27 protein-coding genes are annotated in these 26,441 nt (G+C 73.7%); 14 read left to right on the forward strand and 13 right to left on the reverse strand.

The window, feature by feature from the left end; genetic code table 11:
- Positions 1-15 precede the first annotated feature (15 nt).
- Positions 16-1,089 carry a zinc-dependent alcohol dehydrogenase family protein gene (locus ADK60_RS36075; RefSeq protein ID WP_079008989.1) on the reverse strand — a complete coding sequence of 358 codons (1,074 nt, stop codon included), beginning with the start codon at positions 1,087-1,089 and terminating at the stop codon, positions 16-18.
- Positions 1,090-1,517: 428 nt separating this feature from the next.
- Between ADK60_RS36075 and ADK60_RS36080 the strand changes: the two genes are divergently transcribed.
- Together ADK60_RS36080 and ADK60_RS36085 are read left to right on the forward strand one after the other, a co-directional pair.
- Complete coding sequence (locus tag ADK60_RS36080) at positions 1,518-3,050, forward strand: flavin monoamine oxidase family protein (RefSeq protein WP_045942989.1); 1,533 nt, start codon at positions 1,518-1,520, stop codon at positions 3,048-3,050.
- Complete coding sequence (locus ADK60_RS36085) at positions 3,047-4,399, forward strand: glutamate-cysteine ligase family protein (RefSeq protein ID WP_053651066.1); 1,353 nt, start codon at positions 3,047-3,049, stop codon at positions 4,397-4,399. The genes ADK60_RS36080 and ADK60_RS36085 overlap by 4 nt, the downstream gene beginning before the upstream one ends.
- Before the next feature lie 36 nt (positions 4,400-4,435).
- On the opposite strand, the gene thpR is transcribed toward ADK60_RS36085, so the two are convergent.
- The gene (thpR, locus tag ADK60_RS47220) at positions 4,436-5,053 is read right to left on the reverse strand and encodes an RNA 2',3'-cyclic phosphodiesterase (protein ID WP_053651067.1); all 618 of its coding nucleotides are present in this window, start codon (positions 5,051-5,053) and stop codon (positions 4,436-4,438) included.
- A gap of 822 nt (positions 5,054-5,875) precedes the next feature.
- On the opposite strand from thpR, the gene ADK60_RS36095 reads away from it, so the two are divergent.
- Both ADK60_RS36095 and ADK60_RS36100 read left to right on the forward strand, forming a co-directional pair.
- A complete protein-coding gene (locus tag ADK60_RS36095; protein WP_053651068.1) occupies positions 5,876-6,325 on the forward strand; it encodes a hypothetical protein in 450 nt (149 codons plus the stop codon).
- 196 nt (positions 6,326-6,521) lie between these two features.
- Entirely contained in the window at positions 6,522-7,349 is an 828-nt protein-coding gene (locus ADK60_RS36100; protein WP_502687476.1) for an SAM-dependent methyltransferase, read from the forward strand.
- Between the two features lie 60 nt (positions 7,350-7,409).
- On the opposite strand, the gene ADK60_RS36105 is transcribed toward ADK60_RS36100, so the two are convergent.
- The 5 genes from ADK60_RS36105 to ADK60_RS36125 all read right to left on the reverse strand — a co-directional run bounded on the left by ADK60_RS36105 (position 7,410) and on the right by ADK60_RS36125 (position 11,700).
- The gene (locus ADK60_RS36105; protein ID WP_053651070.1) at positions 7,410-8,369 is read right to left on the reverse strand and encodes a Scr1 family TA system antitoxin-like transcriptional regulator; all 960 of its coding nucleotides are present in this window, start codon (positions 8,367-8,369) and stop codon (positions 7,410-7,412) included.
- Between the two features lie 122 nt (positions 8,370-8,491).
- On the reverse strand, positions 8,492-8,734 hold the full coding sequence (locus ADK60_RS36110; RefSeq protein ID WP_478332104.1) for a DUF397 domain-containing protein: 243 nt from the start codon (positions 8,732-8,734) through the stop codon (positions 8,492-8,494).
- 228 nt (positions 8,735-8,962) lie between these two features.
- Positions 8,963-9,523, reverse strand: coding sequence for a dihydrofolate reductase family protein (locus ADK60_RS36115; protein ID WP_199839831.1), 561 nt, complete (start codon positions 9,521-9,523; stop codon positions 8,963-8,965).
- 291 nt (positions 9,524-9,814) lie between these two features.
- Entirely contained in the window at positions 9,815-10,309 is a 495-nt protein-coding gene (locus ADK60_RS36120) for a nuclear transport factor 2 family protein (RefSeq protein WP_053651072.1), read from the reverse strand.
- 5 nt (positions 10,310-10,314) lie between these two features.
- On the reverse strand, positions 10,315-11,700 hold the full coding sequence (locus tag ADK60_RS36125; RefSeq protein WP_063783370.1) for an FAD-dependent oxidoreductase: 1,386 nt from the start codon (positions 11,698-11,700) through the stop codon (positions 10,315-10,317).
- Positions 11,701-11,953: 253 nt separating this feature from the next.
- Between ADK60_RS36125 and ADK60_RS36130 the strand changes: the two genes are divergently transcribed.
- Positions 11,954-13,168: a saccharopine dehydrogenase family protein gene (locus ADK60_RS36130; RefSeq protein WP_053651074.1), complete on the forward strand. Its 1,215-nt coding sequence runs from the start codon at positions 11,954-11,956 to the stop codon at positions 13,166-13,168.
- 25 nt (positions 13,169-13,193) lie between these two features.
- Here ADK60_RS36130 and ADK60_RS36135 read toward each other — a convergent pair whose 3' ends face one another.
- The gene (locus ADK60_RS36135; RefSeq protein ID WP_045943007.1) at positions 13,194-13,931 is read right to left on the reverse strand and encodes a VOC family protein; all 738 of its coding nucleotides are present in this window, start codon (positions 13,929-13,931) and stop codon (positions 13,194-13,196) included.
- 226 nt (positions 13,932-14,157) lie between these two features.
- Here ADK60_RS36135 and ADK60_RS36140 point away from each other — a divergent pair, with 226 nt between their 5' ends.
- Positions 14,158-15,639 (forward strand): purine-cytosine permease family protein, encoded by a 1,482-nt coding sequence (locus ADK60_RS36140; RefSeq protein ID WP_053651075.1) that lies wholly within the window; start codon positions 14,158-14,160, stop codon positions 15,637-15,639.
- A 101-nt stretch (positions 15,640-15,740) separates the two neighbouring features.
- On the opposite strand, the gene ADK60_RS36145 is transcribed toward ADK60_RS36140, so the two are convergent.
- Positions 15,741-16,337 carry a TetR/AcrR family transcriptional regulator gene (locus tag ADK60_RS36145; protein WP_159400721.1) on the reverse strand — a complete coding sequence of 199 codons (597 nt, stop codon included), beginning with the start codon at positions 16,335-16,337 and terminating at the stop codon, positions 15,741-15,743.
- 135 nt (positions 16,338-16,472) lie between these two features.
- Here ADK60_RS36145 and ADK60_RS36150 point away from each other — a divergent pair, with 135 nt between their 5' ends.
- From ADK60_RS36150 to ADK60_RS36160, 3 genes are all read left to right on the forward strand, one after another.
- Positions 16,473-17,693, forward strand: coding sequence for an FAD-dependent monooxygenase (locus ADK60_RS36150; RefSeq protein ID WP_053651076.1), 1,221 nt, complete (start codon positions 16,473-16,475; stop codon positions 17,691-17,693).
- A gap of 67 nt (positions 17,694-17,760) precedes the next feature.
- Entirely contained in the window at positions 17,761-18,012 is a 252-nt protein-coding gene (locus ADK60_RS36155) for a plasmid mobilization protein (protein WP_030397208.1), read from the forward strand.
- A complete protein-coding gene (locus ADK60_RS36160; protein ID WP_045943000.1) occupies positions 18,009-18,380 on the forward strand; it encodes a hypothetical protein in 372 nt (123 codons plus the stop codon). The genes ADK60_RS36155 and ADK60_RS36160 overlap by 4 nt, the downstream gene beginning before the upstream one ends.
- Here ADK60_RS36160 and ADK60_RS48265 read toward each other — a convergent pair.
- Entirely contained in the window at positions 18,271-18,771 is a 501-nt protein-coding gene (locus tag ADK60_RS48265) for a GNAT family N-acetyltransferase (protein ID WP_353651788.1), read from the reverse strand. The two genes, ADK60_RS36160 and ADK60_RS48265, sit on opposite strands and share 110 nt — an antisense overlap.
- On the opposite strand from ADK60_RS48265, the gene ADK60_RS36165 reads away from it, so the two are divergent.
- The 4 genes from ADK60_RS36165 to ADK60_RS36180 all read left to right on the forward strand — a co-directional run bounded on the left by ADK60_RS36165 (position 18,770) and on the right by ADK60_RS36180 (position 21,269).
- On the forward strand, positions 18,770-19,477 hold the full coding sequence (locus ADK60_RS36165; protein WP_053651077.1) for an SDR family NAD(P)-dependent oxidoreductase: 708 nt from the start codon (positions 18,770-18,772) through the stop codon (positions 19,475-19,477). The two genes, ADK60_RS48265 and ADK60_RS36165, sit on opposite strands and share 2 nt — an antisense overlap.
- Before the next feature lie 143 nt (positions 19,478-19,620).
- The gene (locus ADK60_RS36170; RefSeq protein ID WP_107094807.1) at positions 19,621-20,124 is read left to right on the forward strand and encodes a helix-turn-helix domain-containing protein; all 504 of its coding nucleotides are present in this window, start codon (positions 19,621-19,623) and stop codon (positions 20,122-20,124) included.
- Positions 20,125-20,215: 91 nt separating this feature from the next.
- On the forward strand, positions 20,216-20,767 hold the full coding sequence (locus ADK60_RS36175) for a hypothetical protein (RefSeq protein WP_053651078.1): 552 nt from the start codon (positions 20,216-20,218) through the stop codon (positions 20,765-20,767).
- The gene (locus tag ADK60_RS36180) at positions 20,760-21,269 is read left to right on the forward strand and encodes a DUF6545 domain-containing protein (protein ID WP_053651079.1); all 510 of its coding nucleotides are present in this window, start codon (positions 20,760-20,762) and stop codon (positions 21,267-21,269) included. Before ADK60_RS36175 ends, ADK60_RS36180 begins: the two co-directional genes overlap by 8 nt.
- Positions 21,270-21,359: 90 nt before the next feature.
- On the opposite strand, the gene ADK60_RS36185 is transcribed toward ADK60_RS36180, so the two are convergent.
- Positions 21,360-23,567 carry a tetratricopeptide repeat protein gene (locus ADK60_RS36185; protein WP_063783371.1) on the reverse strand — a complete coding sequence of 736 codons (2,208 nt, stop codon included), beginning with the start codon at positions 23,565-23,567 and terminating at the stop codon, positions 21,360-21,362.
- A 148-nt stretch (positions 23,568-23,715) separates the two neighbouring features.
- Positions 23,716-24,933 carry a hypothetical protein gene (locus tag ADK60_RS36190; RefSeq protein WP_199839832.1) on the reverse strand — a complete coding sequence of 406 codons (1,218 nt, stop codon included), beginning with the start codon at positions 24,931-24,933 and terminating at the stop codon, positions 23,716-23,718.
- A gap of 747 nt (positions 24,934-25,680) precedes the next feature.
- On the opposite strand from ADK60_RS36190, the gene ADK60_RS44170 reads away from it, so the two are divergent.
- A complete protein-coding gene (locus tag ADK60_RS44170; protein ID WP_045943010.1) occupies positions 25,681-25,935 on the forward strand; it encodes a hypothetical protein in 255 nt (84 codons plus the stop codon).
- Positions 25,936-26,000: 65 nt separating this feature from the next.
- On the opposite strand, the gene ADK60_RS36200 is transcribed toward ADK60_RS44170, so the two are convergent.
- Positions 26,001-26,345, reverse strand: a complete 345-nt coding sequence (locus ADK60_RS36200; RefSeq protein WP_053651080.1) for a 5-carboxymethyl-2-hydroxymuconate Delta-isomerase — start codon at positions 26,343-26,345, stop codon at positions 26,001-26,003.
- Positions 26,346-26,441 lie beyond the last annotated feature (96 nt).

Consider the following 26,441-nt stretch of genomic DNA (forward strand, 5'->3'; position numbering starts at 1 on the left):
AGGACGGAGTACCGGTCAGCCGACGGTGATGACGACCTTGCCCAGCGGGTTGGCCCGCTCGTAGTAGTCGTAGGCCGCGGCGGCCTCCTCGAACGGGAAGACCCGGTCGACGAGGGGGCGCAGAGCGTGCTCGGCGACGAACTCGTTCATGGCCGCGAACTGGGCGTAACTGCCGACCGCCACCGCGCGCAGGGTCGCGGCGACGCCGAAGAGCAGCCGCGGGTCGAGCGGCCGCCAGTCGCCGGTGACGGAGCCGACGAGGGCGACGTGACCGTCGACGGCCAGCGCCTTCATCGACTGCTCCAGCGACCCGGCGGTGTCGACGACCCGGTCGACGCCGCGTCCGCCGGTCAGCTCCCGGACCGCGGTGTGCCAGTCGGGCCGGTCCCGGTAGTTGACCACCTCGTCGGCGCCCAGGTCGCGCAGGCGCTGTTCCTTCGCCCGGCTCCCGGTGGTGGCGATCACCCGCACGCCGAGGGCGTGGGCGTACTGGAGCGTGAACAGGGACACTCCCCCGGAGCCGGTGACCAGGACGGTCTCCCCGGGGCGCACGCCGCGGCCGTCGCCGGTCAGCGCGTTCCAGGCGGTGAGGCCGACGCAGGGCAGGGTGGCCGCCTCCTGGTAGGAGAGGTGCGCGGGGACCGGCAGCAGGGCCTGCTCGGGGAGGACGGCCAGCTCGGTCAGCATCCCGTCCAGCGTGCCGCCGAGCTGCGGCAGCAGGTCCGCCGCCAGCCGGCCGTCCCGCCAGTACGGGAACAGGGTGGCGGTGACGCGGTCCCCCGGGCGCGCCCACCGGACGCCCGGTCCGACGGCTACGACCTCGCCGGCGCCGTCCGAGACCGGGACGACGTCCGGCTTGACCGGCAGCACGTACTGCCCGCGCAGCACCAGCAGCTCGCGGAAGCTCAGCGAGACCGCGCGGACCGCGACCGCTACCTCCCCCGGGCCCGGGGTCCTCGGCCGGGCCGTGCGCAGCGACAGCCGGTCGAGGCCGCTGCCCTCGCCGAGGTGGTAGCTGCGCGCCGTCGACGGGAACGCGGTGGTGGTCGTCGGGACAGCGGTGGTCGCGGCGGGCGCGGTGGTGGTCATGGTCGGTCCCCCGGTGGTGTGGCGTTCGGTGTGTGCCTCCACCGTGCCGCCGACCCCGGTCACCGCTCAATTCCCGGCCGGGAATGGCGACCGGCACCCGCCCTGCCCCGGCCCTCCCCGGGCGCGCCGTCCATTCGGGTGACAATGCGCGGCCGACGCCCCGCGACCGGGCAGACTGCCCGGTAGCCGTCGCGGCCGACGGGACGGTCGATCCCCGTTCGATCGCTCACGTACCACCGCCCCCATGGCGCCCACCCGGCGCGCGCACCGGAACCGGAGCGCCACGGGCGCGGGCGGAGCGAGGGCCGGTCGACCACCGGCACCACCGCCCGAACCGCCACCGCCGTACCCCAACTCCCATACCCGGCAGGTCTGCTGATGCTCGATCAGTCAGGCTGTCGGGGCCGTCCAGCGAAGGGCCGCCCCCGATGTTCGACTCCAGTTTCGCCTTCCCCCGGGCTCTGCTGAACCCGGTGGCCGGCCCCGGCGGCCGCGTGGTCGTGATCGGCGCGGGCATCGCCGGGCTGGTGTGCGCGTACGAGCTGCAGCGGCGCGGCTTCGAGGTCGTGGTCTACGAACGCGGCAACCACCCGGGCGGCCGCGTGCGCACGCACCGGTTCTGGGACGGCACCCACGCCGACCTCGGGGCGATGCGCATCCCCGCGAACCACCACTGCGTGCTCCACTACGTGACCCGCTTCCGGCTCCCGACCCGCCCGTTCGTCAACTGGAACCCGAGGGCCTACTACCACCTGCGCGGCCGACGGGCCCGGGTGGAGGACGTCGCGTCCCTGTTCCCCGCCTTCGCCCTGCGGCCGGAGGAGCGCCACCAGCCGTCCGCCCTGCTGGACCGGATCCTCGGCCCGGTCTGGCAGTCCTTCACCACCGAGCAGCAGCGCCTCGCCCTGGACGGCCACTGGGACGACCCCGCACTGGAGCGCGCGGCCTCGGTCTCCCTCTGGCAGTTCGTCCACGACCACCTCTCCCAGGACGCCTGGGACCTCTACGGCCACGCCAGCGGCCTCGCCCACTACGAGCAGTCCTCGCTGCTGGAGGTCCTGGTCGACTACTTCGGCCTCTTCCACCGCGGTCAGGTCGAACTCACCGACGGCCTCGACTCCCTGGTGCACGCCTTCGTCCGCGCGCTGCGCCCCGGCACCCTGCGGCTGTCCACCCGGATCGACGAACTCGCGCCGACCCCGGACGGCGTCCGGGTGCGCGGACGCCGGATCGGAGGCCGGCTCGACGACACCGCGGACTTCGCGGTCTGCTGCGTCCCGGCCCCCGCGCTCGACCAGATCACCGTCACGCCCGGCCTGCCGCACGCCCAGCGCCACGCGGTGCGCGGCATCAGCTACGCCAGCAGCGCCAAGACCGTACTGCACGTGACCCGCCGCCGCTGGGAGAGCGAGGACGGCATCCACGGCGGCGGAAGCTTCACCGATCTGCCGATCCAGCAGGTCTGGTACCCCTCCGACAACGCGGTGCGCACCGACGGCGGCGTCAACGGCTTCGGCACACCCCGCTGGGGCGCCCTCGACCCGCTGCGATCGGCACAGCCCGCCGCGCTGCTCGGCGCCTATCTGTGGGGGGCCAACGCCCGCCGGTTCGCCGCACTGGACCAGTCCGACCGGGAGGCCCTGGTGCTGGAGTGCCTGGAGAAGCTCCACCCCGGGATCACCTCGGACGTCGACGACATCGTGCACTGCAACTGGGACGTGCAGACCGGCATGGGCGGCGGCGCGTTCGCCCATCTGACACCCGGCGAGCACACCCGCTACCTGTCGGTGCTCGGCGCCCCGCACCCGGCCGGGCGGCCCCGGATCTTCTTCGCGGGCGAGCACCTGTCCGGCGCCCACGCCTGGTGCCAGGGCGCGGCGCAGTCCGCGCTCGGCGCGGTCGGCGCCCTGCTGGAACACGCCCGGCACGCACGGGGCACGGCCGCGGCGCCCACCCGATGAGCCCGCGCGAACCACTGGACCGCGCCGCACTGCGGTCCCTGGTCGGCGCGGCCCCGCACAGCACCGAGCAGGTCGGCGTGGAGGTCGAGTGCGGGCTGCTCGACCCGGTCACCGGTGTCGGCGCCCACTACCACGGCCCGCGCGGCGTCCACGCCGTGCTGGCGGCGGTGCTGCGGCAGTGGGGCGGCGAACCCGAGCTCGACACCGGCCGGCTGACCGGCGTCCGGCTGCCCGACGGCAGCAGCGTCACGCTGGAGCACGGCGGCCAGATCGAGTACTCCTCGACCCCGACCCCGGGCGTCGGCAAGGCCATGGACGAGGTCCGGGCGGCGCTGGAGCGGCTCGCCGACCTGGCCGCCGGGTTCGGCCTGGCCCTCGTCCCGGGCGGCAACCTGCCGTTCGGCCGGCTCGCCGACGTCGAATGGGTGCCGATGACCCGCGGGGCCGTCATGCGCCGCTACTTCGACGACCTCGGCCCGGCCGGCGCCCGGGCGCCGTACGTGATGGCGCTGTCACTGTCGACCCAGGTCACCCTCGACTTCCTCGACCCCGGGGACTTCGGCCGGAAGCTGCGAATGCAGACGGCCGCCGCCCCCGTCGTCTCCGCCCTGCTCGTCAACTCACCGCTCCACGAGGGCCGCCCGTGCGGCCTGCTGTCGCACCGCTCCTGGTCCTGGCTGGGGATGGACCCGCGCCGGCACGGCCTGCTGCCGCCCGCGCTGCGGCCCGAGGTGAGCGCCGACGACATCGTCGACTGGGCGCTCGGCATCCCGCTGATCCACTACCGGACCGCCGACGGCCTGTACCACCGCGCACCCGACGGCACCTTCGCCGACCTGATCCGCGACGGCCTGGACGACGGCACCCCGCCCACCCTCGACCACTGGGCCGGCCACCTCTCCCAGCTGTGGACGGACACCCGGGTCCGGCGCACCCTGGAGCTCCGCGGCGCCGACGGTCCGCCCCGGCCCCACCTCGCCGCCCTGCCCGCCCTGTGGACCGGCCTCACCTACCACCCGGAGTCCTGCCGGGCCGCCTGGGAGCTCCTCCGGCACCACACCGCCGGGGAGCACCGGACCGCCCGGGCCCGCCTGCCCGCCCACGGCCTCGACACCCGCCTCGGCGACACCCCCCTGCGCCCGCTGGCCGTCGAACTCCTCCGGCTCGCCCGGGCCGGCCTCCACGCCCGGGTCGCGGCCGGCCTGGAACCGCCCCACGTCCCCGCCCTCCTCGACCCGCTGGACGAGATCGCCGCCACCGGCCGCACCTTCGCCGTCCAGTGCCTCGACCGCTGGCACGGCGACCTGCGCGCCGACCCGGCGCGCTACGTCGCCGCGTACCGCGTCTGACCCTCCGTACCGCCGGGGCGGTGTGCGCCTTCCCGGCTACTTGGCGGTGGGGGCGCCCGCACCGCCGCTCGGGACCGCGGAGCCGAACCGCCACGACTCGATGTCGCGGTAGCGGATCGGCCCGGGGCCCCGGCCGATGTTGCTGCCGACGAGGTGCAGGCGTTCGGTCGGCCAGGTCCGGCCCTCGAAGCCGGTGAGGCCGGCCGCGGCCAGCGGGACGCTGGTGGCATCGTCGCGGCGGGAGCGGGCCAGGGTGAGGTGGGGGTGCAGCGGGCGGTCCCGGAAGGTGATGCCGCAGGAGCCGACCACCTCGCGGACCTCGGCGGCGAGGGCGTGCAGTCCCGCCAGGTCGCCGTCGATCCCGCTCCACAGGAGTCGCTCGTCGAAGTGGCCGCCGCCGCGCAGACGCAGGTCCAGGGCGGGGCGCGACGCCGCCGGGGCGGCCAGTGCCGCGCGCAGCGGGGGCACCGCCGTGGAGGGAACCTCACCGAGGAAGGCCAGGGTGATGTGCCAGTCCTCGATCCGGTTCCAGCGCAGTCCCGGGAAGGTCTCGTAGGCGGGGCGCAGGGCCCGGGCCAGTTCGTCCTTGGCGTCGTCGGGCGGGGCCAGGGCCACGAAGACGCGCAGGGTCGAGGGCTCGGGGTGATCGTTCACGAAGGGGAGGTTAGCCCAGGCCGGAGCGGCCGTGCCCACCGGTGCCCGGGGCGCGGCCGCAGAAGGGGCGGGCAGCGGCCCGCCGGAGGAGCGGGGTGCGACCCGTCGGAGGGGCGGGGTGCGGCCGGCACCGGGGTGCTGTCGTCCGTGGGTCGAACAGCGGGTGATCGCACTTGGCCGGGAGGGGGCGGCCGGGGCCTGCGCCGGCCCGGATTCGACCGGGTCGCGACCGGATCCGACCGGGGGATTCCGCGCGGTCCGGAACGGCCGGTACGCGCCCACCAGGGCGGTACGGTTCTGCTCAACGGCCTTTTCCCGTAATGGGGTTGCCCCACCCAGTGGTAGGACACCGAGTGGGGCGCACGGGCCGATCACAGAAGATGAGGCACACCTGTGCATGACCGACCCTCCCGGGGGCGGGCGGACCTGCCCCCGGTGATCTCCCACGCTAGCAGGGGCGACCGCTCGCCCACGGGATCCCGCAGCCTGCGCGCCACCCCGGACGGGCCCAACTCGACCGGCCGACCCTCCTGTTCGCGGCCGACCGGGCGGCGTACACCGACGGCGCGGCCGGGCCGGAACGCCCCGCGACGATCCCCGGCCTGCTGAGGGCGGGTCGGGCCTCCCGGACCGGGCCGCCCCCGGACCGCCGGACCCGCCACCGCTGAGCGGAACCACCCCCGGCACCCTCCTGGCGGAGGCCGGTCGACGCGCGCCCCCGACCCGGAACTCCGGCCCCGGGCGCGCGCCCCGCGCACCACGCGCACCTCCCGAGCCACTCGGCTGCCCCCGCACACCTGCGACCCGACCCCGATCGGAGGCATGGTGCCCAGTCCGCACAGGCCCGCGACCGGCCCGGTCGGCTACGCGGCCTTCGTCCAGCTCCACCGCCACAGCTACGAGCAGTACGCCCGCGCCCGCCTGGGCGACCGCTCGCTGGCGGCGACGGTCGTCGCGCGGGTCCTGCGCCGGGCCGAGCTGAGCTGGAGCGCGGCGCTCCGCGGGGACCCCGCCGCCTTCACCTGGGACGTGCTGCGGGAGAGCGTCACCACGGCCCGCGCCGAGGCCGCCGACGCCCCGGCGGACGACCTGCACCGCGTACTGCCCGAGCGGCCGGCCGACGCCGCACTCCTGCACGAGCGCCTGGGCCTCGCGCCCAAGGCCGCCGCGGCCCTGATGGGCCTGGGCGAACCCGAGTTGCAGGTCCAACTCCGGGCCGCCCGCCGGATCCTGGCCGAACTAGACCCCGGCGGCCGGAACGGGGGCGCCTGACCGCAGACCTCGCGCAGACGCCGGTCCCACCGTGGCGCACCCGACCGCTCCCCCGCGGACGCCGGTGCGCCACGGAATCGCCATGCCCCGCCACAGTTCACCCACCCGGGTTGTTTCAACCGCGATCGGGGCGACCTAGGATGACGTGTCATCACAATGGCTTGTCGACAAGGGACTTCGGCACGGACAAGGGAGCATCGTGGACGACGCGAGGGCCGGAACGCGGGATCATTACGTTGACGCGGACACGCCCAGTGCGGCGCGGATGTACGACTACCTCCTGGGCGGGCACTACAACTACCCGTGCGACCGCGAGGCCTGCGACCAGCTGCTGGTGACCGCCCCCAGCACCCGGGAACTGGCGCTCAACAACCGGGCCTTCCTGGAACGGGTGGTGCGCCACATCGCCCGGCGCTACGGGATCAGGCAGTTCCTCGACCACGGCTCGGGCCTGCCCACCCAGAACAATGTGCACCAGGTCGCCCAGAGCGTCGATCCGGACTGCAAGGTGGTCTACATCGACAACGACCCGCTGGTCCTCGGCTACGGACGCGCATTCCTGGAGGAGAACCGGAACGTGCTCATCCTGCCCTCGGACATGCGGGAGACCGCGGCCATCGCGGCCGACGCGGCGCGGATCATCGACTTCCGCCGGCCGGTGGCCGCGCTGTTCGTGTCCGTGCTGCACTGCGTCCCCGACGACGACCGGGGGAACCCGCGCCGGATGGTCGAGGACACCGTGCGCCTGCTCGCCCCCGGCAGTGTCGTGGTGATCTGCCAGCTCGTCAGCGAGGACGCCCGGATCCGCGACGCGGTCACCGAACTGATGCGGGAACAGACCGGCGACCGCTGGGGCCGGGTGCGGACCAAAGCCGAGGTGGCCGAGCTCTTCACCGTCCCCCGCCTCCGGGTCGAGGAGGTCGGTCTGCTCGACGTCACGGACTGGCGGCCGGACACCGATCTGGTCCGGCGCCAGGCCACCCAGGAGTGGATCGAGTTCGGGGGCCTGGCCACCGTCGACTGAAGCCGCCCCCGGCGGGACCGGGGCGGCATGGATGGCGGGACGGCGGGGCTGCGGGCGGCGTCAGAGGCGGGCGCGGTGCCAGTCGAGCGCCTCCACGACCAGTTCACGGCTCGGCACCGGCCCCGGAGCCTGCCGGATGACGCTGTCACTGAGGTCCTGGTAGTCGAGGTAGTCGCTGTCGGCCTCCTCGCCGGCGATCGGGCCCCGGTGGAACTCGCCCCGCCCCCCGGCCTCGGTGTAGATGACGTCCGGAGCGGCGAACGAGCCTTGCGCGAAGCTGAGCCGGATCAGCGAAGTCACCTGGAGCGCGAGGGGGTTCTCCACCGCGATCACCCTGACCGCGACCGGTGAACTCTCCTCGTCCACGTGCCGCAGCAGCACCGACAGCTGGTCGACCATCATCCGGGGTTCACCGAAGTCGGCGTAGAGGGCGCTGCGCTGGACGAAGAAGGTCGACCTCGGGAGCCTGCTCGCGAAGCGGTCGGCGCGCAGGCCCCGGACCTCGATGATCCGGCCCGCGAGCCTCCGCTGGCTGGCGAGCAGGGTCCGGCCCGTCACCACCTCGCGGTACCGGGGGATCTGGAGCACCCCGGGGATCACATTGGTGTCGATGATGATCTGCCGCGCGGCCCACTCCTCCAGGCTGGTGAGCCGCAGCATCGAGTCCGGCACGGCCTCGCGGTAGGCGGCGCGGGAGCGGGTCCGCACCGAGTTGGCCCACCCCTCCGCCGAGGCGTCGTGGGCGAGTTGGAGCAACTGCCCGCGCCGGGGCCCGGGGCGCACGCCGAGGGCGTCCAGGAGGACTTCGACCACGGCCGGCTTGTCGATCCGCATCTCGCCGTTCTCGATCCGGCTGTAGACCGAGGTGGAGACCCTGACCCTGGCCCTCGCCAGCACCTCCCGCTGGGTCAGGGTGCCGCGTTCGATCTTCAGCTCCGCACCCAGGAGCAGGGCGGGAACGCCCCAGGATCCCGGCGGGTCGGGCGCGGGCCGCCCGAACGGAACTGCACGGTCCTCCATGGCCAAAGAGCCCCCCTTGGGCACAATCTCGAAGCTCACCCCGAACGGTCGGGTTCAGCTTCACACAAGGGGGGCTCCGTCGTCACGCCGGACCGCTGGACCCGGGTGACGGTGCTACGAACTCAAACCGCCAGGTGGTCGAATTCGCCGTCCTTCACGCCGTTCAGGAGTGCCGCGATCTCCGGCGCGGTGAGGACCAGGGCCGGACCGCTCGGGAAGCGGCTGTTGCGCAGGGCCACCTGGCCGTCGTTCAGTTTCCGCAGCTCCACACAGGCACCCGTGCCCTGGCTGGCCCGGGCCTTCTGCCAGCCGTCCGTCGCCTCGATGACGTCGGCCGGCATGCCGTTGAAGTAGTCGATCACGATCAGCCATCTCCACTGTCCGCTGGGCGCCCGCTCCTCCGATCTTCATACGCACGGAGAAGTGCCCTGGTGGGACTCCTGCGCAATCCCGTGCGGGATTGCGCAGGCCGGGCGACTTGAATCATTCACCTCGACAATCGAGCAGCGCCACTCCCTAATAGGGTGAATACGGATCGCTTTATGCATATCTATTGTGAGCGGCTGATAGCACTTTCGAACGGACCGGGTCGGCTACTGGTCCGCTGGGCCGTAGACGGTGTTCAGGACCCCGCTGGCGAAGGCCGTGCTGCTCAGGAGCTTCAGCCGGATCGGGTCGACGCCCTCCTCGAACAGGCGGATGCCGCGCCCGACCGCGATCGGGTGGACGAGCAGGTGCAACTCGTCGATCAGCCCGGCGGCCAGCAGCGCCCGCACCACCGAGACCGAGCCGGACATCCCGATCGGGCCGCCCTCCTCCTGCTTCAGCGCGGTGACGCCCTCGACCAGGTCGCCCTGCAACTGCTCGGAGTTGCGCCAGGTCAGCTCCAGCTCCGAGCGGGAGACGACGACCTTGCGCGCATCCCCGAGCGCCTTCGCCATCCCGCCCTCCTCGCCGCCCGCGTCCTCACGGGTCGGCCAGACCTCGGCGAAACCCTCGTAGGTGGCACGGCCGAGCAGCACGGTGTCCGCTGCCGCCAGCTGGGCGCCGACCGCCGCGCCCATCTCCTCGTCGAAGTAGGGGAAGTGCCACTGCTCCGGGCTCTCCACCACGCCGTCGGCGGCGATGAACAGACCTGCGGTGAGCTTGCGCATCAGGATCTCCCTGTGTCGTGGGTGCTGCTTGCTTTCATACGGTCAGACCGGTCGGCGGGGCGGAACTCATCGCTCCCGGCGGAAGAATTTTTGTCGCCCTCTGCGGTCCGACACAGAAGCTAGGTTGCTTTTCCAGATTTCACAACTTGCAAGCAGCACAGTACTGATGACTTCGCAGGTCAATGGCGCTTGATTCGTTGCAATCAACTTGAGCTCAATGCAACGAATGCCCATCACTCATTGCAATGACCTGGCACTGAACGCTCACCCGGCAGCGCGGGTCGCCGGGGCTCAGGCGGAGGGCGTGGTGCCGGAGAAGGGGGTGCGGACCTCGGCCGGGGCGAGGACGGTGGCGGGGAGGACGCCGAGCTGCTGGAGGACCGTGGTGCGGTCGTACGCGTCCACCGACCTGACGATCCGCCCGTCCTCGGCGAATTCGAGCTGGCTCATCACGTACAGCGAGAAGCCCTTCCCCCGGCTGGACTCCGGCAGGCAGAGGAACGGCTCCCTGACGGTGGCGCCGTACTGCACGTGCGCCACCGCGTGCGACCGACCGACCAGCAGGCCCACGCTGACGGACCGGATGTCGGAGAACAGTTCGCCGGCCCGGGCGAAGTACTCGTACAGCTCCTGGTGGCCCCGGTAGGTGTGACCGAACGCCTTGTCCTCGATGACGGCGTCCTCCGTGTAGTACGCCATGGCATCGGCGGGAGCCGTCGGGGACTCCCACATGGCCACCCAGCGTTCCACGAACGCCTTCCGCTCGCTCTCGTCGAATTCCGGCACGGGGATCAGTCCTTTCCGGGCAGGGCGCCGACAGTTCTGGTGCGGGGCGGTGACCAGTGGCGGAGCACGGACGCCATCACCCTCGGGTGCGCCAGTTCCGCCGGGGAGCCGGTGAGGCTGACGGCGTTCCAGACCGCGGCGGCGACCCGGGCGTCGGCGGCCGCGGCGCGCATGGTCGCGCGGAAGGCGTTCGCCAGCAGGCCGGCCAGGACGGGGTGGGTACCCGGGACCTGCGGCATGGACCGGTCGGCCATGGTCGAGAACAGCCACGGGAGCCGCACGGCGCGGGCGGCCTCCCGGTAGAAGCGCCGGGGAAGGCCCTCGACCACGCCGCCGTCGAGGCAGTCCCGCAGTGCCTTCGCCTCCAGGGCGGCGACGGCCATACCCGCCCCGTAGATCGGGTTGAGACTGCACACCGCGTCCCCGATGGAGATCAGTCCCTCGGGCAGCCGGCGCAGCCGGTGGAAGTCCCGGCGGACCGAGGCCGGGTAGCGGAACGAGGAGATCCCGGAGATCGGCTCGGCGGCGCGGAGCGCGGACCGGGTGTCGGCGGGGAGCAGGCCGTCGGCGAAGCCGAGGAACTCCTCCGGCCTGCCCGGCGGGTGGTTCGCCTTGCCGAATCCGTAGAGGGAGAGCACCCAGGCGTCGTTCTCCTGCTGGGTGAGGACGGCGCCGCGGGGGCGGGCCTGGGTCGCGCCGATCAGGACGCCCTTGGCCGCCCCCAGGGCGCCCGGTGGCACCCGGTAGCGGCGGCTGGCGTAGGCGACGCCGACCTGGAGGCGCTGCGTCGCGGGCTGGTCGTAACCCAAGGAGCGGTGCCAGGCGGCGCCCCTGCCGGCGCGCCCCATCGCGTCCACGACGAGGTCCGCGTCGACGGTCTCGACGACGTCGGCCTCCCCGGGGCGGGCCAGCCGGACTCCGGTCACGCCGGCGGAGCCGGTGGCGACGGGAGCGGTGGCTTCGAGTCCGGTCCGCAGGTCGACGTTCGGAAGGGCCTGGACCCTGGCGCGCAGCCGGTCCTCCAGGAAGGGCCGGCTCACCTGGAGCACCCGGCCGAGCGGCACCTGTCGCAGGCGCGAGCCGAAGAACACGATGTCGAGCTCGTCCAGGGCGCCGGCGAGCGTACCGCCCGCGGCCGCCAGCTCCTCGACGAAGCCCGGGAAGGACTCCTCCAGGATCTGCGCGCCACCGGGTGTGAGCGAATGGACGTGCGCCCCCTGCGGCACTCCGCGCCGGACACCGGGGACGGCCGGGAAGGTGTCCCGTTCGACGACGGTGACCCGTTCGAAGGCTCCGGACAGGGCCCGGGCGGCGCAGAGGCCGCCGATGCCCGCACCGAGCACGATCGCGTGGTTCGTTCCCCTGCGGCTGCGGCTGGGCGCTGGATTCACGGTCGGCTCCGATCGCTTGTCTCCTGCCGTCGGGCGCGCGTTCTCACCTTCCCGTTCCGCTCCCGTCCCACACCGTCGAGCACGCGCGCGTCCGGGTGACGGCGGTGGACGAGGTCGCTCGACCGGTGCGAGCGAAGTGATCCGACGGACGATCAGCCGTGGTCGGGGGGACGTGTCCGGGGCGGAGTCGTTGACAGTGCCGCAGCGGGCTCCTAGCGTGGCGCAGGCGATTACCCACGAGTAGGGACTGTTGATGGCCGCAGCGCGCCCGTACGACCTCGTCCTGTTCGGCGCAACCGGGTTCACCGGGCGGCTCACCGCCGAGTACCTGGCCCGGGCCGCGCCCGAGGGCTGCCGCTGGGCGCTCGCCGGCCGGGACGCGGACCGGCTCGCCGCCGTCCGGGCCGGACTCGCCGCGATCGATCCGCGCTGCGCCGAACTGCCGCTGCTGGTCGCCGACGCCGGGGACCGCGAGGCCCTGCGGAAGGTGGCCGCCTCGGCCCGGGTGGTGGTGTCCACGGTCGGCCCCTACCTGCGCCACGGCGAGCCGCTGGTGGCCGCCTGCGCGGACAGCGGGACCGACTACGTGGACCTCACCGGCGAGCCCGAGTTCGTTGACCGGATGTACCTGCGCCACCACGAGCGGGCGGTGGCCACCGGCGCGCGGCTGGTCCACGCCTGCGGCTTCGACTCGGTGCCCCACGACCTCGGCGTGCTGTTCACCGTCGAGGAATTGCTGCGCCGCGGCGCGACACCGGAGCGGATCTCGGTCGAGGGGTTCGTCCGCGTCGCCGGCACCGTCTCCGGCGGCACCCTGGCCTCGGCGATGACCGCCTTCTCCAGGCCGCGCGCGATGGCGCGGGCCGCCCGGGAACGGCGCGCGGCCGAGCCCCGGCCCCGGGGACGGCGCGTCCGCACACCGGCCGGCCGACCGCACCGGTCCCGGGCGGCCCGGGCCTGGGCGCTGCCGCTCCCCACCATCGACCCGCAGGTGGTGGGGCGCTCGGCCGCCGCGCTGGACGCCTACGGCCCGGACTTCGGCTACACCCACTACGCCGCGGTGCGACGGCTGCCGATCGCGGTCGGCGGCGTGGTCGCGGTCACGGCGATCGCCCTCGCCGCCCAGCTGCGGCCGCTGCGCCGCGCGCTGGAGCGGCTGCGCAAGCCCGGCGAGGGACCGGGCGCGCGGCAGCGGGCCGGGTCCTGGTTCACCGTCCGGTTCGTGGCCCGGACGGACCTCGGCCGGCCGCTGGTCACCGAGGTGTCCGGGGGCGATCCCGGCTACCAGGAGACCGCGGTCATGCTCGCCGAGTCCGCGCTCTGCCTCGCCTACGACGACCTGCCGACCACGGCCGGGCAGCTGACCACGGCCGTGGCGATGGGGCGTCCGCTGATCGACCGGCTGGCCTCGGCCGGGCTCTCCTTCCGGGTCCTGGACGCCCCGCCGACGGGCGCCCCCGGCCACTGAGGGCCGCCGAAGGGCGCCCCCGGTCTCACTTGGGGCTGAGCAGGCAGAACTCGTTGCCCTCCGGGTCCGCCATGACCGTCCACGAGATCGCGGACCGGTCGAACCCCGGATCGGTGGCCCCCAGAGCGCGCAGCCGGGCCGCCTCCACCTCCACGTCGCCCCCCGGGTAGGGGCGGATGTCGAGGTGGACGCGGTTCCACCCGGTCTTGGCGTCGGGGGTGCGGACGAACTCCAGGTACGGGCCGACGCCCTGGGCGGACCGCATGGTCGCGTGGTCGTCGGCGACCTCGTGCACCGTCCAGTCCATCGCCTCGCCCCAGAAGCGCGCCATCTCGCGCGGGTCGGCGCAGTCGACCACCACCGCCGCGACCGGCCCGGTGTCCCCGTAGACCGGGCGGGGCTCCAGGACGCAGAACTCGTTGCCCTCCGGGTCCGCCATGACGGTCCAGGGGACGTCGCCCTGGCCCACGTCGGCGAGCGTCGCGCCGAGGTCCTTCAGACGTGCGACCAGCTCCGCCTGGTGGGCAGCCGAGGTGGTGGCCAGATCGAGGTGCACCCGGTTCTTCCCGGTCTTGGGCTCCGGACGGGCCACGAGGTCGATGAAGATCGTCGACGGGTCCGGGTAGGGGAGCCCCACGGGTTCGAGGTTGGTCACCCCGGGGCCCTCGCTGTCGATCCCCCAGCCGAGCACCTCCGCCCAGAACCGGCCCAGGGCGGCGTCGTCCTGGGCCTTCATGTTGATCTGTACAAGTCGCGTTGCCATGATCAAGATCATAAGAGCGGCCCGCGGATCCGTCGACGGCAATTGGGAGCCGGGACCGGGGCCGGACCTGGGGCCGGGACTGAAGCCGGGACTGGAGCCGGGGCCGCGTCCCGGGCCGAAGCGGACAAAGTAGGATGACCCAACCTTCGCGCTACGCGCGAAGACTTCCATAAATGTTCGACTTTGCCCGATCAATCTCCCGCTTCACACGCACGGAGCCACCCTCATGGACAACCCGTCCACCGCCGAGACCGACGGCGCGATGGAGACCCGCGGTATCGAACCCGTCCCGGACCACGAGCGCCGGGGCAGAGTCCGCGAGCTCTTCCCGACCTGGGTCGCGGCGAACATCAGCGTCCTGCTGCTCACCATGGGCGCGGCCCTGGTGGTGTTCAACCGGCTGAACTTCTGGCAGGTCCTGATCGTGGCCGCATGCGCCGCGCTCGCCTCCTTCGGCATGGTCGGACTGCTCTCGGTCTCCGGGAAGTGGGGCGGGGCCCCGGGTGCCACGCTCTCCCGGGCCACCTTCGGCGTGCGGGGCAACCTCTTCCCCGGCGCGATCCTCTGGATCGCCCGGTTCGGCTGGGAGACGATCAACGCCGTCACCGGCGCCTACGCGGTCCTGACCGTCCTCGACCTGCTCCTCGGCGTCAGGAGCAACACCGCGCTGATCGTCGTCACGCTCTTCGTCTTCGTCGCCTGCACCTTCCTGGTCTCCGGCCTGGGCCGGAAGGCGCTGAACGTCTGCAACACGTGGTCGACCTACCTCTTCGGTGTGTTCAGCGTCCTGGTGCTCGGCTACCTGGTCGCGACCATGGACTGGAGCGAGGTCTTCGCCAAGCCCGCGGGCAGCACCGCGATGATGGTCGCCGGCATCGGTACCATCGCCGCCGGCGGCATCAGCTGGGTCCCCACCGGCCCCGACTTCGCCCGCTACCTGCCGCACTCCGCCTCCGGCCGGAAGATCGTCGGCGTGACGGTCTCCGGCGCCGGACTGGTGATGGTGCCGATGGTGCTGATGGGCGCCGTGATGGCGGTGGCCTCCCCCGGCCTGGCCGAGGCCGCGGACCCGGTCTCCTTCCTCGGCGACCTGCTGCCGACCTGGCTGGCCGTGCCGTACCTGCTGACCGCCATCGTGGGCATGCTGCTGATCAACAGCCTCTCCATGTACTCGGCCGGCTTCACCGCCCAGACCATGGGCGTCAAGCTGCCGCGCGCCATGGCCGTCAGCATCAACGCCGTGATCTCGCTGGTCGGCGGCCTGCTGCTGATGCTGGTCGCCACGAGCTTCCTGGGCTCCTTCATCACCTTCCTGATCCTGCTCGCCGTCTCCTTCTCGGCCTGGATCGGCGTCTACGCGGTGGACATGTTCCGCCGCCGCTCGCGCGCGGTGCGCTACGACGCCGCCGCGCTGATGGACACCGGCCGGAGCAGCCGCTACTGGTACGTCGGCGGCTTCTGCTGGCAGGCGATGGTGTCGTGGGTGCTCGCGCTGCTGGTCGGGCTGGCCTTCACCAAGTGCGACTGGTTCGCCGGCCCGCTGTCCGACACCCCCGTCGGCCGGTACGGGCTCGCCTGGGCGGCGACCATCGTGGTCTCCGGCGTGATCATGGCCGTCCTGCCCGTCCCCCGGGAGAACACGCCCGGCGACGCGGACCGGCCCGCCGACGCGGTGGCGGAGGAGCGGCCCGAACGGGTCGCCGTCTGACCCCCGCCCCCTGCAGCTCCTGAGCCCTTCGGCTCCGATCGCCCCGGCCGCCTCGGCCGGGGCGATCCTGCGTCTCCGGGGCGGGGCGTCGGGGGTCCCGCTCAGTCGCGGTCGAGCAGCGCGGCCAGGTACCGCGCCGTCTCGCCGCGCAGCTCCTCCGGCGTCGGCACCCGGTCGTGACCGCTCCCCGCCGTCGAGTTGAACAGCACCCCGTCGCACCAGCGGATCAGCCGCCGGGCGTCGCCCGCCGGGTCGGCGGAGCCGCACCGCGCCAGCAGGGCGGTGGCGAGGTCCGTGAAGCGGGCGCCCAGCCGGTCGTAGCCGCTGCGCAGCTCGGGCCGGCGGGTGGCTTCCAGGGCGAGTTCGAGCCGGGCCAGGGTGAGCGTGCGGCCGACGGTGAGCGCGCGGTGCAGCAGGTCCGCCCCGCCCTGGACCAGCAGCTCCCGGGCCGCGGCTCCGTCGGGGAGCGTGCCGGCCATGACCGGGCTCCCCTCGGTCTCCCGTTCGACGATGCGGGCGAGGGCGAGGTCGAGCAGGGCGGCCCTGGTCCGGGCGAGGTTGGAGGTCGAGCCTGCGGGCAGTCCGGCCTCCTCGTCCACGGCGCGGTGGGTCAGCCCGCGCAGGCCGCGTTCGGCGATCAGGGCAATGGCGGCGTCGGCGATCAGTGTCGGGCGGTGCGGCGTCATGGGTCCGATCATGGTCCCTCCCTCGGGCTGCCCCGACCGGGGGCTCGAATGTTTCTCACTACAAGAGTAGTCCACTGCCACTACAGATGTAGTACGGTACTGCCCAGAGGCCACTACAGCCGTAGTGGCGGGGAGAAGGGGCTCACCATGTTCACCACGGACGCGCACCGGGCGATCGTCATCGGCGGCGGGATCGGCGGGCTCGCGGCCGCCCTCGCCCTGCACCGGCAGGGTCTCCCGGTCACCGTCCACGAGCGCGCCGCCTCGCTCGAACCCGTCGGGGCCGGGCTGGCCCTCGCCCCCAACGCCCTGCGCGCCCTCGACCGGCTCGGCGTCGGCGAGCGCCTGCGCGCCCTGGCCGCCCCGCATCCGGCGATCGGCCTGCGCCGCCCCTCCGGCCGCTGGCTCGCCCGCACCGACACGGCGACTTTCGAGGCGCGCTTCGGCGACACCATCGCCGCCGTCGCCCGCGCCGAGGTCATCGCCGCCCTGGTCGACGCCCTCCCCGAGGGCACCGTCCGCACCGACTCGCCCGCCGCCCTCGTCACCCCGGGGAGCGCCACCGAGCCCGCCGTCGTCCGCACCGGCGACGGGGAGGAGTCCGCCGCGCTGGTGGTCGCCGCCGACGGCATCCGGTCGGCGACCCGCGACCTGCTGTTCCCCGGGCACCCGGGCCCCCGCTACAGCGGCTTCACCAGCTGGCGCACCATCGTGACCCCCGCCGGCCGGCCGGAGGCCGTCGGCGAGGTCTGGGGGCGCGGGCAGCTCGCCGGCGTCGTCCCGCTCGCCGACGGCAGGGTCTATGTGTACGGCGCGGCGCTCGCCCCGGCCGGCGCCCGGGCGGCCGACGGCGACGAGAAGGCCGAACTCCTGCGCCGGTTCGGCACCTGGTGCGCGCCCGTGCCCCAGCTCCTGGCGCTCGCCGAACCCGGGCGCGTCCTGCGCCACGACGTCTGGGACCTCGCCGATCCGCTGCCCGCCCACCACCTCGGCCGGGTCGCCCTGCTCGGCGACGCCGCCCACGCGATGTGCCCGTTCCAGGGCCAGGGCGCCTGCCAGGCGATCGAGGACGCCGTCGTCCTCGCCGCCCCGCTCACACCGTCCGCGGACCCGGCCGCCACCCTCCCCGCCTACACCGCCGCCCGGCTGCCGCGCACCACCGGCATCGTCGCCGGGTCGCGTCGGATCGGCGACCTCGTGGCCCTCCGGACCCCCGCCGCCGCCTTCCTGCGCGACACCGCGCTCACCCTGGCCGGGCTGCTGCCCGCCCGTACCCTGCTCGGCCGCTCCGGCCCGACGTACGACTGGCAGCCCCCGACCCTGGGCGCGGCGACCCTCGGTGCGTCGGCCCTCGACACCTCTGCCTGAGTACGTCGGAGCCCCGCCAGGCCCGCTCGTCTTGTAGCGAGATGTACGCGCCGCTACGCTGCCACGCGTGAAGCAACTGAACCTGCGCATCGACGAGGAAACCCACGAGGCCCTGGAGCAGCGGGCGGAGGCGGCCGGGATGAGCCTGCCGGACTACGCCCGCAAGGTCCTGGCGGAGGAGGCCGACGAGCGGCGCGAGCGGTTCCTGACCGCCGCCGCGCACTTCTCCCAGGTGTGGGCACCGGCGTTCGAGGCCGAGTTCGGCCCCTACCCGCAGGGCGGGGCCGGGCACCGGTCCGGGACGGCGGACGCGGCGTGATCCTGCGCGTCGACCGCACCTGGCTGCTGGAGGTCGCCCAGCAGTTCCTGCGTGCCGATCCCGATGTCACGGACTACGGCACCCTCGCCGCGGCGGTGGCCCGCCATGTCGACGAGGTGATGGACGTGGCGGTGTACGGCGGTGTGCACCAGCGCGCGGCCGCCCTCATGCACCAGCTCATCCGCGTCCCGGCACTGGAGTTCGCCAACGAGCACTTCGCGGCCGTCGTCGCCGCGTCCTACCTCAGCGCCTCCGGGGTCATCGTGACCGCCGAGCCCAAGGCGGCCGTCGAACTGGCCGCGCGGATCCGCGACGGCCGGGCCGACGTCCGCGAGACCGCCACCGCCATCCGCGCCTGGTACCGCTGAACCCGGCCGGGCCTGTCGGCGGTCGGAGCGGGAGCGAGAACCTGACCTTGGGCCGCCCCAGCGCTCCCGCGCGGTGGTAGAAGCGGATCGCGTCGGCGTTCCGGTCGGGGGTCTGCCACTGCACCTCGGCGACGCCGCGGGCCGCGGCCGCGTCCTCCACGGCGTCGAGCAGGGCGCGCCCCCAGCCCTCGCCCCGGTGCGGCTCGATGACGAACAGGCAGTCCAGGCGGACATGGTCGTCGCCCTGCCAGGTGGAGGACTCCCGGGACCAGGAGGCGTAGCCGACCGGGGTGGCACCGCTCCCGTCCACCCGGCGTGGAACACTTCGGTGGCCGCCGGGGGACGGACGTCGTGCCCCGGGTACCGATCGTCCCCGCCGAGGAGCACGCATGAGCACCACCCCGCCGGTATCGCTGGTCACGGGCGCCAACCGGGGAATCGGCCGGGAGACCGCGCGTCAGCTCGCCGGGCTCGGCCACACCGTCCTGCTGTGCGCCCGCCGGGCCGCCGATGCCGAACGGGCCGCGGCCGAGCTGGCCCCCGACGTCCCCGGCACGCTGCTGCCGTACCGGCTGGACGTCACCGACGCCGAGGGCGTCGACGACCTCGCCCGCACCGTCGACGCGCGGTTCGGCCGCCTCGACGTCCTCGTCAACAACGCCGCCGTCAACTACGACACCGGGCGACGCGCCACCGACGTCGACCTCGACGAGGTCGCCCGGACCCTGGAGACCAACCTGTTCGGCGCGTGGCGCACCGCGCAGGCGTTCCTCCCGCTGCTGCGCCGCTCGGCGCACCCCCGGCTGGTCAACGTGTCCAGCGAGTCCGGATCGCTGACCCACATGTCGGGCGGGACGCCCGCCTACGGGGTCTCGAAGGCCGCCCTCAACGCCCTGACCCGCAAGCTCGCGTCCGAACTGCGCGGCGACCGGATCCTGGTCAACGCCGTTTGCCCCGGCTGGATCGCCACCGACATGGGCGGGCCCGGCGGCGCGCCCGTCGACCAGGGGGCCGCCGGCGTCGTCTGGGCCGCGACCCTGCCCGACTCCGGGCCCAGCGGCGGCTTCTTCCGCGACGGGAAGCCGCTGGACTGGTAACCGGCCCGGCCGGCCGGGGACTTCGGGTGCTTCCCGGCCGCGGACGGGGGTTTGACGGCGGCCCCTAGAATGGGTGATCGGTCGCGAGTGGTGGATCCGCACACGCACGGGGCGTGTCCGCGGGGTGAGGGAAGAGGTGCGCCGTGCCCGAAGCAGACTCCGGTGCGTCCACGCTCGCAGCGAAGCTGGACCGGTTGTTCGACGTGGTCCGCCGCCCCGACCGCGAGCCGTACACCCACGAGGAGGTCGCCCGGGCCTGCCGGGAGGCAACCGGCGAGACGTTCTCGGCGACCTACCTGTGGCAGCTCCGCACCGGCCGCCGGGACAATCCGACGAAGCGTCATCTGGAGGCGCTGGCCCAGTTCTTCCAGGTGCCACCCGCGTACTTCTTCGACGACCGGCAGAGCGTGCGGATCACCGAGGAACTGGCGCTGCTCGGCGCGCTGCGGGACGCCGGGGTGCGGGACGTGGCGCTGCGCGCGGTGGCCCTGTCGCCCGAGGGGCTCGGCACGATCAGCGACATGATCGAGGCGATCGCCCGCCGTGAGGCCGCCGGCAGGCCCGACGGCGGACCCGGTGGGGGATCCAGTGGCGGGTCCGGCGGGGGATCCAGTGGCGGGTCCGGCGGCGAACGCGGCGGCAGGTAGCGGCAAATCGCTGTCGAAGCGGTTCTCCCGGAGCTCCCCCGTCCGTAGGATCGCCTCCCGAATTGGGCGGTGGAGCATCGGGGGTACGGACATGGGGCATCCGGGTGGGGTCGAGCGGGGGTTCTGGCTCCGATGTCGCGGCGTCGCGGACTCGATACCGCTCCCGGAGCCCTTCGACATCCGGGCGCTGACGGATTCGCTCGCCCGGCTGCGGGGCAGACCCATCGAGCTGATCCCGCTCTCCGGGCCCGCGCACTCGCCCTGCGGGGTGCTGATCAGCACCGATCGCGCGGACTACATCGGCTACGCCGTCGACACCACCGCGCTGCACCAGCAGCACATCGTGCTGCACGAGATCGGCCACCTCCTCTGCCGGCACACCGGGGACGGAGCACGGCTCGCCGAGGACGTCCGGGAGGCGTTGACACCCCGGTTGTCGGGCGAGCTGGTCCGCCGGGTGCTCGGGCGGTCGGCGTACACCCGGCGGCAGGAGCGGGAGGCGGAACTCGTCGCTTCCCTGGCCCTGCACCGGGTGCTGCGGCGTCAGCGGTCCTCGGTGGTCGGGCAGTTGGCCGGGGGCGTCCTCCGGCTGGGGTCCGGGCTCGGCGGACCGCTCGCACGCGGCGCGGTGCGGCATGGGTGACGGGGGCGGACCGGTCCGTGACTGGGTCGACCTCCGCCGGCTCGGCCCCCTCTGGTCGGCACTGCGGGCGGAGCGGCCGGAGATCGAACTCGTCACGCCCGAGCCGTGGTTCGGTCCCGGGGGCGGTCGGCCCGGGGGCATCCGGTTCGCGTTGTTCCGCCGGATCATCGAGATCCGCGACGGCCAGCTGTCCCTGCGCCCGCACCTGCACCCCCTGGTGCCGTTCTGGGTGGGCGAGGTGGTCCGCCCGGCCGGGACGGAGGAGTTCGCGATCGTGGTCGAGGCCGCCACGATCGCCGCCGCCCTGGAGGCGGCCCGCGCCGGGCACCGGTTCCCCGCCGGCCCCGCCGAGGGCTGGGTGCCGCACCCGCTCGCGGCCGGTCTGCGCGAGGAGGCGGCGTGGCTGGTCGAGGTGGCCGCCGCCTACCGCCGTTCACCGGTCATGGCCCATGTCCGGCGCCGGGTGCGGGCGGAGCTGGCCGGGGTCGCTCCGGCGCGGTGAGGTCAACGCGGACACGCCACCCGAACACCCCGCCGGACCCGCGGCGGGCGGCCGCGGGTCCGGCGGGGCGACGATGCCGGGAAGGGCGGTTCAGCCCCGGGCCAGCTCGGGCATCAGCCCGTACACCTGTTCCGCGGCCCCGGAATCGGCCTCCAGGCAGGCGAGCAGATCGGCCTTGGCCGCCTCGGGACGGTCCAGCCCGAGCAGACAACGGGCCCGCTGGAGGCGCGCGTCGACGTCCTCGGTCGCGTCCACCACCTCGTCCAGCAGCCGGACAGCCTCCCCGTACCGGCCGGCGTCGTGGTGGACCACTGCCAGGTTGAACCGGATGCCCGGTTCCGCGGACAGCTCGACCGCGCGGGCCAGATGGCTGCCCGCCCCGTCCAAGTCGCCCTCCTGGTAGCGGAGCTCCCCGAGCAGCGCCCACGCCTCGGCGGACCCGGGGTCGACGTCGACGGCCTCCGCGTAGGCCCCGGCCGCCGCCGCGAGGTCCTCCTCCGCGGCCAGCAACTGCCCCTTCAGGCAGAGGAGTCGGGCGTTCTTCGGGTTCTGCTCCAGTCCGGCGGCGATGTCCGCCCGGGCGAGGTCGTGGGAGCCCGCGTCGAGCAGCAGGGCAGCCCGGTTGATCCGGGCCTCCTCGAACTCCGGGTCGAGCTGGAGCACATATCCGAAGTCCGCCGCCGCGGCCTCGGTCTCGCCCAGCTCGGCCAGGACGTCCGCCCGGTTGAAGTAGGCCTCGGGGAAGGGCGGGGAGAGCCGGATGGCGTGCTCGTAGTCGGCCAGGGCCCGCTCCGGCTCACCGAGGTCGCGCCAGAGCATGCCCCGGTCGAAGTGGTACTCGGCGTAGTTGGGGTCGCACTCGATCACTGCGGTGTAGTCGGCGACGGCCTCGGTGTGGTGGCCGAGTGCCGCGTGCACCTGGGCCCGGTTGTAGAGCAGCACCGAACGGTGCAGCGCGTGCTCGTCGGGCTCCAGGGTCTCGTCCAGCCGGGCGATGCAGGCGTCCAGCAGCTCCAACGCGGCGGCCGGGCGCCCCTGGTGGACCTCGATCAGCGCGAGCCCGTTGCGGTTGAACACGACCCGCGCCTCCCGCTCCTTCGGGTCCGGGTGCCAACGGGCGAAGGCGATGGCCTGGTTGACCCAGGCACGGGCCAACTGGTGGTCCCGGCGCCCGGCCTCGAAGTGCCGGGTGTGCAGCATGGCGGTGGCGTACGCGGCCTGCATGTGGACCTCGGGCGAGGCGCTGAGCGCACGGGCCTCGTCGTACAGCGGCAGGGCCCGCTCCGCCAGGCCGAGCGCGGCGAAGGAGGTGGTCATCTTGGTGGTGAAGGCCCACCAGTGGTTCGGGTTGCTCTCGTGCGTCACCAACTGCCGGCCGCGCTCGCCGAGATCCACCACGGCGTGGTAGTAGCCGAGGTCCATGCAGTGGTCGAGGGCGTGGCGCAGGACGTCCGCCCCGACGCCGGCGGGGTCGCTGCCGTGCTCCGCGTGCCAGGCGATGGCCCCCAGCCTGAGCGAGGACTCGCCGGCCGTCTCCAGCTCGGCGCGCCGCAGGTCGTGCAGGCGGGCGCGTTCGTCGGCAGGGAGCGCCGAGTAGGCGGCGAGCGCGTCGGCCTCGTCACCGATGCCGTCGGCGGCGATGTGCGCGCGGCCGAGTGCGGCTCGCTCCTGCCCGGCGGGTTCCGGTGAGACCGCGGGCTCGGGGGCGGCCGGGTCGAGCACCGCGCAGTGGGCGGCGAGCGCGTCGGGCAGCGTCTCGCGGCCCGGACCGGCCGGGCGCTCCAGCGGCTCGGTGCCGGTGGTCACGACGACGGTCAGCAGTGCCGGGTCGATCCGTCGCAGCAGGACGGCGAGGAATTCGCCGTCGGTCGGATCGGCCCGGTGCGCGTCCTCGACGACCAGGGTGTGCGGGCCCGTGCCGAGGGCGCGCAGGTACGCCTCCAGGAACTCGACCAGGCCGTGGGCGATCCGCAGGGTGCGCAGCGCGGAGTAGAAGCGGGTGCGTTCCTTGGGCACCGCGAGCGAGGTGAGCGTCTCGCGGGTGGCGGGCACCAGGTCCCGCAGTTCGGGGGTGGTCGAGAGGATCTCGATGTCGTGCCCGGTGACGGCTTCGGGGCAGCGCGCGAGCGCGTCGGGCAGGGTCGCCCGCAGGACCGAGCCGACGGCGGTGTAGGGCCCGCGCAGTCGGCGGTCGGCGTTCACCACGGCGAGCACGGGCGGCAGGTCGAGCGTCGCGCGGGCGGCGACGCGAGCGGGGCGCCCGGCGGCGCGGACCCAGTGGTGGCGGTGTTCGGCCATGGCACAGCTGCCTTTCGTGCGGTGACGGGGAGGTGGGGCAGGTGGTGACGCGGGTGACGACGCGGCGCGCGTGGTTCCTCAGTGCGCGTGGTTCCTCAGTGCTCGTGGTGCCTCGGTACGCGTGGCGACGAGGTGCGGCGGTCCAGGGTCAGGCGGTCCTGGCAGGGACCGGGCGCCGGGCAGCGCGGCGCTCCCGGACGGCGAGGACCACGACGGCGGCGGTCTGCGCGAGGCTCAGCAGCAGCAGGACGATCGAGTCCAGCCGGGCGGCCGTCGACCCCTGACCGGTCATCCGCAGCCACACGTCGTGCAGCAGCCGGTACGCCGTCGGTACGACGACGCCGGCGAACATCGTCAGGGTGAACGCGTAGCCCACCACCATCAGCCAGGCGTACCAGCGGGCGGCCCGCCGGTCGACGGGGTGGTGCACCTCCAGGTCCACCGGCGGCCGCCCGGTGACCCGCCGGACGGTGTTGCGGAGCACGTCGACCGCGGCGGCGTGCAGGTTCACACAGCCCAGCGCGGTGCTGAGCAGCACGTAGAGGTCGGTGCGCAGGTAGAAGAAGCCCTGCCAGGCCAGCCGCAGCACCGTGGCGTAGGCGATCGCGAGGCAGAGCCGGGCGACGGTGGCGGCGCCCCCGCGCGTCACGTCGGCGATCAGGGTGAGGACCGCGATCGCCAGCACGTCGGCCAGCATGCCCGCCAGGATGGGCAGGTAGCGCTGTCGGCGCGGCACGCTCACCAGCCCGTCGAGCGAGGTCTCCAGCACCAGGTACACCAGGCGGTGCCCGACCGAGAGCCGTGAGCGCAGGCCCAACCGGCGCCCGGCCAGCGCGTGGAACGCCTCGTGCAGCGCCAGCAGCGGCGCCTGGCCGAAGAACAGGAGCAGGACGACGAGGGTGTAGGACGTGGTGAAGAACAGGTTGTCGGTGCGCGGGACCAGGGCGGGCACCCGGACCATCTCGACTGCGGCGAGGGCCGTCAGGAGCGCGTAGCCGACCAGCGCCGGCCGGCCGAAGAGCAGTCCGCCCAGGCGCTGCCAGCGCACCGGCACGGTCTCCGCCGTCGGCGTGTCGGCGGGGCGGAAGAGGTCGAGTTCCGCGAGGACGTCGACCAGGTCGGCGATGTCCACGCTCTCGCCGTGCGCGGTCCGGTAGCGCTCGGCCGCCTCGCGCGGGGTGAGGCCGTCGGCCAGCATCCGGACCAGCTCCGCACCGTCGGCCGGGAAGACGGCGTAGGTGTCGGTCTCCGGGCTGCCGATGGTGACTTCGTCGGCCTCCTCCAGGTAGACGAGCCGGCGCATGGGCAACGGTCGGTCCAGGTCGAGGCCCGGGGCGTCGGAGTTGCTGTCCACCGGGGAGTGCACGGGGCCTCCTTGCGGGAGGTGGGCGGGCGGAGGAACGGGCGGGTGGAGCGGGCTCACGAGCGGAGCGGGTGAACGGGTGGAGCGGGTGAACGGGTGGAGCGGGTGAACGGATGGAGCGGGCGACAGGAGCGGTGCCGGTCGTGATGCGCCCGACCGGCACCGCCGTCCCCTGCCCTCGGGGTCGGATCAGACCTGCACCATGCAGTCCCACGGCAGGTACAGCGCACGCGCCGTGCTGGTCAGGCGGACCGGGCCGGCCTTGCGGACGACGATCTTCTTCATGACGGACACCTCCTTCCACGACTCGTGGTCGAGGCCATGAGGAGGCATGAGCTGAGATGAATGAGATTCTCCATCACAGCCACACCAGCTGGCCGAGCCAAGAGTGATGAACCCGTGTCACCCGCGTCAAGAGAACGACACACCGCCGATCGGCAGACCCCCTGGCAGGATGCGGTCGAGTGCGCAGGTCAGGGCCGACTTCCACGGGGCCGACCGGAGGCGACGAAGTCCGCTCGCGACCGCCGGGCGAGCTTGGGTGCCGCGCCAGAATATAAACTGAAATGAATTGCATTCGACGGGACGACGCGGTCCAACACCCCGGGGCGCGGACCCCCTCCGCCCCCGATCGATGCCGGCCGCCGGACGTCTGTCGGACCGTCACATCGGTTGCTACAGTCCCTGCTTGCAACGACAGCGCACGTGCCGTTTCCCGCACCATCCCATCCAGGACAGTGGAGAACAGCCATGGGTTCGCTTCCTCGCCGCATCGCCGCCGTGGCCCTCACCACCGCGGCCCTGCTCGGCGTCGCGGGTACCGCCGCCGACGCGTCGGTCACCGCGACCAAGTACTTCAGGGCCTACGGCCCCAACCCGTCCGCCGCCACCACCCGGGCCTGGGCCGCCGCGCACGCCGCGGGCTACACCGACGCCCAGTGCAGCTCGGAGGTCGAGGTGATCGCCCCCGGCTACTGGGAGGTCATCGTCACCTGCGTGAGCTGACCGGACCCCGCGCGCCCCGGCCGGCGCTCGTCGGCCGGGGCGCGTCGGCCGGGGCGCCGGAGCCGCTACTTGTGATGGACGAAGCGGTAGGTGGCACGGTCCAGTTCGGTGACCTCGACCCCTATCGCGGCCGGCACGGTGACGCAGGACTCCAGCACGGCGAGCACCCGTGCGGTCAGCTCCGCGCGCTGCTCCGCACTGCGGCCGGCCAGGATCTTGATCTCCACCAGCACCACCGCCTCCCCCGTCGTCCCGTCGCCGACCACGTACTGCGCGGCCGGGCGGAAGACGGTCTTGCAGTCCGCCACGGTGGTGTCGATCACCTCGGTGATCGCCCGGTGCACCTCCTCGGCGAAGACGGCACGGTCGAGGTCGAGATCGGCCGAGTGGTCGACCAGGATCTGCGGCAAGGGAACCTCCGGAAACAGGGCCCGCCGGCACCCGGCGGACGATCAACTCGACGCTACCGCCCCGCCCCCGACACCCCCGCGGCGACCACCCCCGCC

Origin of the sequence: Streptomyces sp. XY431 (assembly GCF_001279805.1) — a bacterium.
Taxonomy (GTDB): domain Bacteria; phylum Actinomycetota; class Actinomycetes; order Streptomycetales; family Streptomycetaceae; genus Kitasatospora; species Kitasatospora purpeofusca.